The following is a 12379-nucleotide window of genomic DNA, read 5'->3' on the forward strand; positions in this document are numbered from 1 at the left end:
GTAGGTAAGCGCAACAGCTTCGCGCTTGAATTCGGCACTGTACTTTCTTCGTTGGGTCATTCGGAACACTCCTTATGGGCATATTATGCCTCTTTTTAGATGTGTCCGTAGAAACGGGGTAGAACCCTCCTCTGTTTAGCTAATTTAAAGTCTTCAATAATGTCGCCGATACTCTCCATACATATAATTTCATTTCCATGGAGGGAAATCGGGGGGATGAAAATGAGTGAAGAAACAAAAAGAGGTGTTCAAGTTGTAGTATTAATTGGCTTTATCATCCTTACTCTTATAGTCATTGATTCATTGTGAGAGAGTTTAACAAGGCTCAGGTAAAACCTGAGCCTTAATTTCTGCAGCTCACAGTCTGTTGTGATTGGACGGTCACTGCTCTACCATCATCATGTAAGCTGTATCAGTTATTGGAATTGCTGAGAGAGTTTAAAGCAATTCCATTCACACCATTCTTTTGAATGTACTTGATTTGCAATCCATAAATTATGTGCTATTAATGATAGCCACTAACATTTTATGGAGATAAAGGCTTGACTGAAATACTGTCTAAAAGAATTCAAATAGCGCTAATGGTTGGTTTTATAATCATTACACTCATAGTAATAGATTCACTTTAAGTTTTATATCATTGCACCCCTAAATACCAATTTAAATATGAGGAACTAATCTTGAAGCATACAATATTTATAATTGTATCGGCAATTATATTGTCTACCAACGCGTATGCGTTTGATTTGCAGCATTTAATTAAGGCTAAAGCTACAAAGGTATGTGAAAACTGTGATTTATCTGGAGCGGATTTATCCGACCTGGATTTGTCCGGAGCTAAATTTAACGAATCGGATTTATCAGGCGCTAAGCTCAATAACACAAATCTATCTTCGGCTAGTTTTTTCAATGCTAACTTAAATGGGGCTGAATTAGAAAATGCTAAATTTTCTGGGGCACTCCTTCTTGGCGCATCTATGAGAAAAGCATTTATGAAAGGTGCTGTATTGTCTGAGACATATTTGTTAAAAACAGACATGAGAGAGTCCGATTTATCATCAGCCAATTTGACCAGAGCATATCTGAATGAAGACTGCCTTTTGGGGGCAAAATTATCAGATGCAACTTTTATCGGTTCACATTTGAAGGATTATCCCATATGCAATCAACAGAAGGCGTCTTTTACTGAGGTAACGCCACTTTGAGTGTCTAGATCGGGGCAACGTTAGGTGAAGGGAAGGTTTGGGTGTGCAAGATAGCAACGATAAATCGTTGCATCCTAGCGCGTATTTTAAGCATTATTAATGCTTAAAATACTTGCTGGTACCTGAGGCCGGAGTCGAACCGGCACGCTCGTGAAAGCACGGGATTTTGAATCCCGGGTGTCTACCAATTCCACCACTCAGGCATTGAAACAAGTACGGTTTGAAAGACGGCGCGAAGCATTGTCATCTACCGTTAAACTGTCAAGAGCTATGCGGGCCTGACTTTTACAGTTTTCAAACACCGTTTGGAATTTTAACGACGCTGAGGAATAACCCCAGTTCCCTGACAGCATTTGAAAAGCCTATGTAATCCACAGGTTTGGTGATGTAGATGTTGCAACCCAGTTCGTAACAGCGCTTAATCTCACGTTTGTCATCGGTCGTTGTGAGCACAATAATCGGTATTTGTTTTGTTTTCTCATTGGATTTCAGTTTCTCGAGAACCTGATAGCCATCCATAATCGGCATATTCAAATCCAGCAGGATCAGGGTATCACTGATGTGTGGCTTTCCAGCAAATTCACCTTCACCACAGATATAGTCGATCACGGCACTACCAGTAATACATTTGTGAATTTTATTTCTGATGCCGGCGCGTTCGAGATTTTTCTCTGTCAGTCGGGCATGGCCTTCATCGTCTTCGGCCAGCACAATTGTAACACGTTCAAAGTTTTCCATTGTCATTGCTTACACCTCATTGTTTTCTATACATGGCAGGAACACCGTAAACGTGGTTCCCAGGTTTTCCTGTGATTCAAACGTAATGCTGCCACCCTGGGCGCGAGCCAGTGTCTGCACATAAGCAAGCCCCATTCCCTCTCCCTGCACGGTAGTATGGCGTCCGCGTCTGAAGATCTGAAATACTTTGTCATTCTCACTTTCAGCGATGCCATGGCCGTTATCTGTTACGGCAATTGCAATGCCACTGTCTCTGCTTACTGCACTGATGGAGATTTCACCGGCCCGTTCCGGATCAAGGTATTTGATCGCATTATCGATCAGATTACCGAGAATCTGTTCCACGACCATACGGTCATTGCGGATGCAGGGTAAATCACCGATATCCACCCGGGAGTGGGTTTCCTGCAGTTGATGCCTGTGAATATCTACCAGTGATTCTGCTGTTTCACTCAAGTCGATGGTTTCAAGTACCAGTTCGCGCCGGCCCAAACGTGACAGCTTTAGAATGGCAGCAAGCATCGCATCCATTTTTTCGACCGAAGTCGTAATGAAGCCCATCGATTCCGGGATCTCTTCTTCGATGAGCTTCTGCATTTCCTGCTGTTCAGAGGCTTCCAGTTTATCTTTGATGCTTGCCAGTTTTTCACTGATTTCCTTGAGTGTGTAATCGAGTTCTCCGGTGAAACCTTTCAGGTTCACAAGCGGGGAGCGCAGATCATGGGAGACGATGTAGGCAAAGCTCTTAATCTCTTCATTGGCTGCCGACAGGGTAGCTGTTCTCTCTTCCACACGTTGTTCCAGCTCTTCACCATAGGCTTTCAGTTTCAGGTTCTTATCAATTACATCTTGATTATAACGTTTGATATTGTCGGCCATGGTATTGAATGCCGTTGCAAGAAGGCCGATTTCATCATGGCTGGAAATATTACTGCGTTCTTCCATGTTGCCATCAGCATAGGCAAGCGTTGTTTCGGTCAGTTCGTCGATGGGGCTTGAAATGGTTCTGGCCAGCATCATGCCGATAAACACTGTGCCAATCATGACGCCAAGCACGATCATTATCGCATTTTGCTGCATGTTTTGCACTGATTCCATCAGTTCAGCCTTATCCATTTTGACAACCAGTCCCATCTCCAGTTCCGGAATATAACCCCAGGCTGCAACCACCGGGATATTGCGATAATCCACATCAAATGCACTACTGACATGGCCTTGAAGGGCATCCTGAATCGGCCCTGCCAGATTGGCTCCCATAGGAACGGTGAAGTCCATTTCTGAAGTCGGCATATGTCTGAGAGGTGCCAGATAGGCTTTGTCTCCATGTAACACACCGGCAACGACTTCACCGCTTTTCCCCAGTCCGGTGATCGAGCCAAGGATGTCTGCCAGGCTCTTCCAGTCCAGTTGTATGGCTACTGCACCGAGCAGTTGACCGTGCAGGATTACCGGGCTGGCTATGAACACTGCCATGGCGTTGGAAGGCATGTAAAAAGCGATGCTGGAGGTTCGGGTCTGTAGTTGATTGATGGCATGCCGGTATGCTTTTGCCAGTGCTGTGTTTCTGTATGGACCAGTGAGCAGATTAGTGTTGAAATCTGCTTCTTTCTTTGCCGAATGAATGATATCGCCATTTTTTGCGATCACAAACAGGTCATAGAGACCTGTTTGTTCGCCCAAATGGTGTATCAGATGTTCGATGGCTTCACCGCTCTTGTCTGGAGTCTGCCTGTTACCCGGTAACTTGTTATACGCAACCAGCACTTCGGCTGTTTCAGGCAAACTTGAAAAGATGTCATTGATCTGGATGTGCTGGGTTAGCTCGGTGCGCACTGAATAGATGCGGTTGCTGCGAATATCTCTCAGGTGTTGTATCGATTCTGCGATCATGCTGTTTTCAAACTGTTTGAAGGCAAAAAATGACAGTGAAACTTCCGAGATCAACACCACCACGATCAGGGTGAAGATGATCCTGTAGCGGACAGGTAAATCGCTGAAACGATTCAGTAGATGCATGGAATCACTCTTCCTGAGGCCGGGCGGACCACTGCTGGCCCCAGAGATCAAACAGGCTGTTGATATAATGCTCTGCATCATCCTGCAGAATGCCGAGCGGATGTGTCATTGGCTGGATACTACTTTCGGATTGCCAGACAGTTTCAAACTGGTGCTGGGCAACGATTTTGCCAATGCGGGCCTGTTTCCACAGGTGATGATTATTCAGATCAATTGCCACAATGCCTTGCGGAGCCTCCATAGTGATCGTTTTCAGGCGGAAGATAATCGATTTGGCATCGATGCTGTTGATCAGCTGTGCTGCTTTAGCCCACAGGTGAACGCCGATGTAGGCAGCTTCCATCGGATCACTAATAAGCCGCTGCTTGCCAAAATGTGTTTTGAAGGCCCGGACAAATTCTCGGTTTCCGTGGCTATCAATGCTCTGGAAATAGCTCCATGCGGCATAGTGGCCCCGGCTATGATCCTCCGGTATCACTGCCAGCTCATTTTCTGAAATGCTGAATGATAATACCGGCATGTCACTGGATGTGATGTCAGCTTCGAACAGAGCCTTGAAAAAGCTGATGTTGCTATCGCCGTTGATAGTGTTAATCACAACATCCGGTTTTGCTGAGATAATCTCTCTGGCAACAGAGTCAAAATCGCTACTGCCCAGTGGTTGATAGATTTCCCCGACGATCTCCATATCCAGTATGGAGGCCTGTTTTTTGATGATCCAGTTTGCAACTCTGGGGAAAATGTAATCGGAGCCAATGAGAAACAGTCGTTTGCCCAGATGTTTATTGCTCCAGCTGATGGCTGGAATGATCTGCTGGTTGGGAGTGTTGCCCGTATAAATAATATGGGGTGATTGCTCGAAGCCCTCATATTGAAGCGGGTAAAACAGCAGGCTGTCATACTGTTCAATAACTGGTTTCACTGTTTTGCGGCTGGCCGAGGTCCAGCAGCCGAAAGTCACTGCTACCTGCTCATCTTTAATCAGGCGTCGTGCTTCACTGGCAAAGGTTGCAGGGTCGGATTTACCATCGGCAATGATCGGCTTGAGTTGCCTTCCCAGCAGGCCGCCTTTGGCGTTGATCTCTTCAATGGCCAGCAGCGTGGCATCCACCACCGGTTTTTCACTGATCGCCATGGTGCCGGTTAGCGAATGAAGTATGCCAATTTTTATGGGTTCCTTGTCAGCGTTTTGACAAGCTGTTAATAATAACAGCAAGGCACAGCCCATAACAGGCAGCAACAAATACTTATATGTCTGTTTTAATCCGGCTCGTTGCAACAATGGCATAGCATTGTTGAGCATATCGGATGCCAATGTTTGTTGGCTTGAAATATGCTTGGTTCATATTCAATGCATAGGGCTTATCCTAGCATGGCTGGTATTCTCAGGGAGGGTTGAGGCATTACATGTCAGAATCAGGATCACTTACTCGCAGTGATATTCATATTCTTTATATCGAGGATGATGAAGGTTTAGCTCGCCTGTTGCAGAAACAGCTACATCGGCGAAGTGGTTATCATGTGGATGTCGCAGAGGATGCTGAGCAGGGTTTACGAAAGCTGCAACAGCAGCATTATGATATGACCATTGTGGATTATAATTTACCTGTTCTTAGTGGTTTGCAGTTGCTGCATATCCTCAGAGACAATGGCATCGATGTGCCGGTCATTATTCTCACCGGTGTAGGTACTGAAGAGATTGCTGCAGAGGTGATGAGAGCTGGCGCGGTTGACTATCTGGTTAAGGATGTTGGCGAAGCACATGTCGATAAAATATGCGCAGCTATTCAACGCGTGTGGGTTGATCAGCAGAAAAAAATACAGCAGAAAATGGTCTTCGCCAAACGCAGGTTGGCCGAGAAGGTGTTTGATGTGACCGAAGAAGGGATCATCGTCACTGACGGCAGCAATATCATTGAAGCAGTCAACCCGGCATTTACGACGATTACCGGTTATTCCTATGAAGAAGCCATAGGGAAAACGCCTTCCCTTCTCAAGTCCGGCCAGCATGATGATCAGTTCTTCAAGCGCATGTGGAAAGCCATTGAAAAAAACGACTTTTGGGAAGGTGAAATCTGGAACAAAAGAAAATCCGGTGAGGAATATCCGGAATGGTTGGCGATTAATGCGATCCGGGAGAAGGATGGTCAGGTTAGTCAGTATATCGGGGTGTTTACCGATATCAGTAAACGGAAAGAAGATGAAAAAAAAATCTGGCATCAGGCCAATTTTGATCCTCTGACTGATCTGCCGAACAGATCTTTGCTCGTTGATCGAGCGGCCGAGGCCTTAAGACGAGCCAGGCGTGAACATACAGAAATGGCAATGATGTTTATTGATCTGGATCGATTTAAATACATCAATGATCACTATGGTCACGCGGTGGGTGATGAATTCCTTATCGAGGTCGGCAAAAGAATCTCTTCGGCATTGAGGGAAAGTGATACGGTCATTCGTCTTTCAGGCGATGAATTTATTGTGCTGATGCCACTGATTCAACATGTCACAGATGCAGGGCGAGTGGCGGAGAAAATCACTTCAGCGATATCTGCTGCATATATCATCAATGACAGTAAAACCTATGTGTCCGCTTCTGTAGGCATCGCAGTCTATCCCGGTGATGGAGATAGCGTGGAGACCCTGCTTAGCCATGCTGATATGGCGATGTATAAAGCCAAGGAGAACGGACGTAATCAGCATCTGTTCTTTGATCATAAAATGAATGAAGAGGCTGAACAAAAAGCGAGTATCGAACATGAGTTAATGCTGGCTATTAAAGATGATCAGCTGGTCCTGTATTTCCAGCCGGTGACAAACCTGAAGTGTCACAGGATCACTCATGCTGAAGCGTTGATTCGCTGGAACCATCCTGAAAAAGGGCTGATCATGCCAAATGATTTCATTCCGATTGCTGAGGAGTCCGGTTTGATTATCCAGCTTGGAGAATGGGTGATTGATGCAGTCTGTAATCAGTTGAAGCTCTGGCAGCGTGTAACGGATGATCTGAAGATTTGTCTGAATGTGTCCCCGATTCAGATGATGCATGCGAATCTGGATAAACAACTACAGGCATCCATGACCCGGTGTGCGCCACCGAATGGAAGTATTATTATCGAAATTACTGAAAATGTGATGATTGAAGGGCCTGAGAAGATCAAAGAGAAACTGGATGCCATGAAGGAGATGGGGCTGAGTTTCCTGATTGATGATTTTGGCACCGGTTTTTCGTCCATGCGATATCTGAAAAAGCTGCCTTTCGATGGTTTGAAAATTGATCGTGGCTTTGTCGCCAATGTTGATGCTGATAATGAAAAGGCTGTTCTGGTGCAAGCCATGATCGAGATGGCACATCGCCTGAACCTGAAAGTGGTCGCAGAAGGCGTGGAGAGAGAAGAAGAGCTGGCTTATTTGCGTTCTCTGGACTGTGATTATGTGCAGGGTTACCTGTTGGGCAGGCCCATGCCTGCTGAACAATTTTTAGCCTTATTAACTTCTCAACAGTGATCCTTTTGCTGTTTGCTGCCTAGACGCCGGGTTCATTGCCAATCAGGGCCTGTTCAGCCATGAACTTTTTCATTTTCTATGCTATGGTTATCAACGTGACAGTGCATTGATAGATATGGGTGTTTGATTGTCTGTCACGTGAAGAGGGGAAATCGGCATATGACAGAGCAGAATCAGGCATTGACCGGAGATGGTCTGCGTATCCTCTATGTTGAGGATGATGCCGGTTTGGCCGGCCTGCTCAAGATCCAGATTCAGCAACGAAGCGGTTATATCATTGATATAGCCTCAGATGGTGAGAGAGGCCTGGCTGAGCTTCAGAATAATCACTATGACTTTGCCATTGTTGATTACAACCTGCCTGTTCTGAATGGCTTACAGTTGATCAAGATTCTTAAAGACAATGGCATTGATACGCCTGTAATTATGTTGACCGGCGAAGGCGATGAAGAGATCGCCTCTGAAGTTATGCGGGCTGGAGCGGTTGATTATCTGGTCAAAGATATACGCGGTGGGCATGTTGATAAGCTCTGTTCTGCCATACAGCGTGTTCAAGAAGAGCAGAGGATCAAACTCAAAAAACGAAAGAAGCATTTCGATCGCCGTCGTCTTGCTGAAACTGTATTCGATGTGATCAAGGAAGGCATCATGGTGACTGATGTCGAGACTCGCATTGAAGTGGTGAATCCTGCTTTCACTGATATTACCGGATACACATCCGCAGAGGCTGTAGGCCAGTTTGCCGGTTTCCTGAAATCAGACAGACGTGATGAGCAACTTTATAAGCGCATGTGGCAATTGCTTGAAGATAATGATTGCTGGGAAGGAGAGCTGTGGAACAGGAAGAAGTCTGGTGAGGTTTTTCTGGCATGGATGGTTATTACTGCCATTCGTGATTCCAATGGCGACGTTCACCGCTATGTAGGTGCCTTTTCCGATATCACTGAGCGCAAGAAAGATGAAGAGGAAATATGGCATCAGGCCAATTTCGATCCGCTCACCGATCTGCCGAACCGGGCCTTGCTGGTTGATCGAGCTTCTGAAGCTATGCGGTTGGCGCAACGCGAACATACATCCATGGCCCTGTTGTTTATTGATCTGGATCGCTTCAAACATATCAATGATTGTTACGGACACGCTGCAGGTGACGAATTCCTGATCGAAGTGGGTAAAAGAATATCTACTGCATTGAGGCAGAGTGATACGGTGATCAGGCTTTCCGGTGATGAATTTATTGCCCTGATGCCATTGATTCATCATGCCGAAGATGCAAGCCGTGTGGCTGAAAAAATCACTTCAGCCATCTCCCAGCCATATGTTTTTAACGGACGTAAAGCCTATGTTTCCGCATCAGTAGGCATCTCGGTGTATCCGGGAGACGGTGATAGTGTTGAGCAGCTGCTGGCGCATGCCGATATGGCCATGTACAAGGCCAAGGCAAGGGGTCGAAATCAACACGTATTCTTTGACCGCAAGATGAATGAAGAGGCGGAAAGAAAGGCAATCATCGAGCAGGAACTGCTGCAGGCGATTACCGAGAATCAGCTTGCCATGCATTTTCAACCGGTGATTGATTTGCATCGCAACAGGATTACGCATGCAGAAGCACTGATTCGCTGGAACCATCCCGAGAAGGGTTTGATCATGCCTGATGATTTTATTCCGATTGCCGAGGAGTCCGGACTGATTATTCCGCTCGGTGGTTGGGTCATTGATGCAGTTTACAATCAGTTGGCAGAGTGGCGTGGTCAGTTGAATGAACCATTGCAGATTTGTCTGAATGTCTCTCCGATCCAGATTGTGCACACAAATCTGGAGCATCAGCTGCAGGCGGCGATTGATCGTTCCGAGCCTACTGATGGAAACGTGATTATTGAGATTACCGAAAATGTGATGATCGAAGGGCCGGAAAGAATTAAAGAAAAGCTGGATACCATGAAACAACTGGGCATGAGCTTTCTGATTGATGATTTTGGCACCGGCTTCTCCTCCATGCGCTTTCTCAAGAAAATGCCGTTTGACGGGCTAAAAATTGACCGCGGGTTCGTTTCTCACGTGGATAGCGATAATGATAAGGCGGTTCTGGTGAAAGCCATGATTGAGATGGCGCACAATCTGAATCTCAAGGTCATCGCAGAAGGGGTGGAGCGGCAAGAAGAACTGGAATTTCTTCGTTTTCATGACTGTGACTATGTTCAGGGTTATCTGTTTGGCAGGCCTGTATCTGCGCATGAGTTTCTTGAACTTCTCCGTAAGCAGTAAAGAGGCGGCTTTCAGAAAAAATGAGCACGACTGCTCCGGCTTGCAATCCGTCATAAACCGGCAAGGATAGTGCGGATATTATTCAGAGCAGGGTTGGGGATTCGGTGAAAGACAACGATTTTGATATTGTCATTGTAGGTGGAGGTGCCGTGGGCATCACGCTGGCGCTGGAACTTGACCGGCTGGATTATCGTGTTGCCGTGATTGAGCGCTTTCAACCCACATTCTCTTCTTCGAGCCCTGAGCGTGTCATTGCTCTGAACTACGGTTCGCGCTGTCATCTGGAGCGACTTGGTGTCTGGGATGCTGTGGCCAGCCAGGGTGTCGGTGATATTCGTCATATTGTTGTGGGCGAATCCGGCAATGTCGGGCGTGTAGACCTTGATGCTGCAGATGGACTCGGTTTTGCCCCGAATATGCAGGAACTCGGTTACGTCGTGGAAATGGGATTGCTGCTTCAGCCCATGTATGAACTGATTGCATCTTCATCAGTAGAATTGTTTTCAGGTGCTACTGTGCAGCAGTTTGTTGTAACAGATAACGGGGTGGAGCTTGAATTGCAATCGGCAGGGCAATCAACACATCTGAAAGCTGCTTTGCTGGTTGGTGCTGACGGGACGCATAGTCAGATCAGGCAGATGGCTGGTATCGGTTTGTTCGGCTGGGATTATAACCGTTTTGGACTTGTGGCCTCCGTATCATGCGAGAAGGGCCACAATGATACGGCACATGAATGTTTTCGCCGTTCAGGTCCGCTGGCATTTTTACCTCTGGCTGATGATCGTTTTTCCATTGTCTGGGCAGCAGCACCGGCAGAGGCATCACAGCTTCTATCCATGAGCGATGAAACATTTATTTCAGCCTTGCAGCGCGCCGCTGGTGACACAACCATCGATCAGATTGGCAATATTTTGTCGACGTCCCCGCGTGCCAGCTATCCACTTGAATTATCTATAGCCAAACAGTATGCCAAGCCGCGTATTGCATTGGTTGGCAATGCAGCCCACACCATTCACCCCGTAGCAGGGCAGGGCATGAACCTCGGTTTCCGTGATGTCGTGTCACTGGTTGAAATGCTGGACGGTGAACTGGCTCATAGTGATCCCGGACAACCGATTATCATGCAGGGTTATGCTGAAAAACGCAGGGCAGATGTGATGGCTGTGGCGGGATTTACCGAATCGATGTCACATCTGTTTGGCAGTGAAGTACCCGGAGTCAAATGGCTGCGCGGCATGGGATTGGAAAAGCTGCCGCTTGCACCGACGCTTTCAGGCCTGCTGCTCAAACAGGCATCAGGTGTTGGCCAGATTACTCCACAGCGGCTGGAGGTTTAAATGATGCAATCTGATTACGCGGATGTGATTATTGTGGGTGGTGGCATGGTGGGGCTTGCTCTTGCCTGTGCGCTGAAAGATACAGGCCTGCAGATAGTCATTATCGAGCGTGGTGAACCGCCGGTACGTAAATCTCTGGATCGCGATTGCCGAGTCTCTGCGATTGTCATGGGCAATGTAAAAATCCTGCAGGGTTTGGGTGTATGGAAATACCTTGAACAGGATGCCGGCCCAATGCGCAGCATGTGTATCTGGGATAATCAGGAGCAGGGCGGTATTCGTTTTGACGCCTCCGAGATTGAAGAGGAAGCACTGGGTTATCTGATCGAGAATTCCTGCACACAGCGGGCAATGCACAAGGCATTGCTGGAGAGTGATAAAGTGGAATTCTGCTCACCTGCAGAAATCAGCGCAGTCACCTGGCTGGATGACAAGGTGGAAGTGAAACTGGCCGATGGCCGTCAGCTTTCCACTCCATTGGTTGTTGGCGCAGATGGCGGTCGTTCATGGATTCGCGAGCAGGCAGGTATCAATGTCTGGCAACGCGATTATAAACAGAAAGGCATTGTTGCTACTGTACGCCCCGAACAGCCGCATCGTGGCATTGCTTACCAGCGCTTCCTGCCCACAGGTCCGCTTGCCATGTTGCCGATGACGGATGGTCTATGCTCCATTGTTTGGAGTGCTGAGAATAACGAGGCCGATCGATTGATGGCCATGGATGCTGAAGCCTTTCTCAGTGCACTGAATGTCACCTTTGGTCCGGTTCTTGGCCGCATCACAGAAGTGGGAGATCGTGCTGCGTTTCCACTGAAAGGGCAGCTGGCCAGGCATTTCGTGCGCGAGCGCGTGGCACTGATCGGAGATGCAGCACACTGTATCCATCCTCTGGCCGGTCTTGGAGTGAATCTGGGTTTGCGTGACGCCATGGTTCTGGCGCAGGAAATTGCTGATGCGTCTCGTTTTGAAGAGGACTGGGGAGAGTTGTCTGTACTGGATCGTTACATGAAACAGCGCATGCCTGATGTGTTATCCGTGATGGGTTCAATGGAAACCTTCCATCAGGTTTTCACCAGCGCTATTCCCGGTTTGAAAGAGGCGCGTGGGCTCGGTATGCGTTTGATGGGAAATAGTGGCGCGATCAAGCAGTTGCTGATGCGTAATTCTACTGGCCTTTCTCTGCCTGTTCCCAAGCAGATTAGTTAATGCATCTTTGACACAGATATTCGCAGATTAACTCAGATGAATAACACTTGTTTATACAATACAGCTACAATGAAGAGAGAGTTGTTGTCTGCATTCGTAAATAGATTCATA

The 12379-nt window shown here is 47.1% G+C and carries 8 protein-coding genes and 1 tRNA gene; 5 read left to right on the forward strand and 4 right to left on the reverse strand.

Features of this window, described 5'->3' with window-relative positions; all coding sequences use genetic code 11:
* Positions 1 to 680 precede the first annotated feature (680 nt).
* Positions 681 to 1205: a pentapeptide repeat-containing protein gene (locus tag MMIC_RS08265; RefSeq protein ID WP_072659997.1), complete on the forward strand. Its 525-nt coding sequence runs from the start codon at positions 681 to 683 to the stop codon at positions 1203 to 1205.
* A gap of 116 nt (positions 1206 to 1321) precedes the next feature.
* On the opposite strand, the gene MMIC_RS08270 is transcribed toward MMIC_RS08265, so the two are convergent.
* The 4 genes from MMIC_RS08270 to MMIC_RS08285 all read right to left on the reverse strand — a co-directional run bounded on the left by MMIC_RS08270 (position 1322) and on the right by MMIC_RS08285 (position 5262).
* Positions 1322 to 1408, reverse strand: a tRNA-Leu gene (locus MMIC_RS08270).
* 91 nt (positions 1409 to 1499) lie between these two features.
* Positions 1500 to 1943 (reverse strand): response regulator, encoded by a 444-nt coding sequence (locus MMIC_RS08275; RefSeq protein WP_072660054.1) that lies wholly within the window; start codon positions 1941 to 1943, stop codon positions 1500 to 1502.
* A 9-nt stretch (positions 1944 to 1952) separates the two neighbouring features.
* Positions 1953 to 3959 carry a sensor histidine kinase gene (locus MMIC_RS08280; RefSeq protein WP_072659998.1) on the reverse strand — a complete coding sequence of 669 codons (2007 nt, stop codon included), beginning with the start codon at positions 3957 to 3959 and terminating at the stop codon, positions 1953 to 1955.
* 4 nt (positions 3960 to 3963) lie between these two features.
* Entirely contained in the window at positions 3964 to 5262 is a 1299-nt protein-coding gene (locus tag MMIC_RS08285; RefSeq protein ID WP_227819431.1) for an urea ABC transporter substrate-binding protein, read from the reverse strand.
* Between the two features lie 104 nt (positions 5263 to 5366).
* On the opposite strand from MMIC_RS08285, the gene MMIC_RS08290 reads away from it, so the two are divergent.
* The 4 genes from MMIC_RS08290 to MMIC_RS08305 all read left to right on the forward strand — a co-directional run bounded on the left by MMIC_RS08290 (position 5367) and on the right by MMIC_RS08305 (position 12268).
* A complete protein-coding gene (locus MMIC_RS08290) occupies positions 5367 to 7463 on the forward strand; it encodes a putative bifunctional diguanylate cyclase/phosphodiesterase (protein ID WP_072659999.1) in 2097 nt (698 codons plus the stop codon).
* 159 nt (positions 7464 to 7622) lie between these two features.
* Positions 7623 to 9725, forward strand: coding sequence for a putative bifunctional diguanylate cyclase/phosphodiesterase (locus tag MMIC_RS08295; protein WP_072660000.1), 2103 nt, complete (start codon positions 7623 to 7625; stop codon positions 9723 to 9725).
* Between the two features lie 104 nt (positions 9726 to 9829).
* On the forward strand, positions 9830 to 11062 hold the full coding sequence (locus MMIC_RS08300; protein ID WP_072660001.1) for an FAD-dependent oxidoreductase: 1233 nt from the start codon (positions 9830 to 9832) through the stop codon (positions 11060 to 11062).
* The gene (locus MMIC_RS08305; RefSeq protein WP_072660002.1) at positions 11063 to 12268 is read left to right on the forward strand and encodes a UbiH/UbiF/VisC/COQ6 family ubiquinone biosynthesis hydroxylase; all 1206 of its coding nucleotides are present in this window, start codon (positions 11063 to 11065) and stop codon (positions 12266 to 12268) included.
* Positions 12269 to 12379 lie beyond the last annotated feature (111 nt).

It is taken from the genome of Mariprofundus micogutta, from assembly GCF_001895085.1.
Taxonomy (GTDB): Bacteria; Pseudomonadota; Zetaproteobacteria; order Mariprofundales; family Mariprofundaceae; genus Mariprofundus; species Mariprofundus micogutta.

Coding starts and splice junctions, on each gene's coding strand:
- MMIC_RS08280 (WP_072659998.1), bottom strand. CDS start 3,959: ATGCATCTACTGAATCGTTTCAGCGATTTACCTGTCCGCTACAGGATC.
- MMIC_RS08275 (WP_072660054.1), bottom strand. CDS start 1,943: ATGGAAAACTTTGAACGTGTTACAATTGTGCTGGCCGAAGACGATGAA.
- MMIC_RS08290 (WP_072659999.1), top strand. CDS start 5,367: ATGTCAGAATCAGGATCACTTACTCGCAGTGATATTCATATTCTTTAT.
- MMIC_RS08295 (WP_072660000.1), top strand. CDS start 7,623: ATGACAGAGCAGAATCAGGCATTGACCGGAGATGGTCTGCGTATCCTC.
- MMIC_RS08305 (WP_072660002.1), top strand. CDS start 11,063: ATGATGCAATCTGATTACGCGGATGTGATTATTGTGGGTGGTGGCATG.
- MMIC_RS08285 (WP_227819431.1), bottom strand. CDS start 5,262: ATGCTCAACAATGCTATGCCATTGTTGCAACGAGCCGGATTAAAACAG.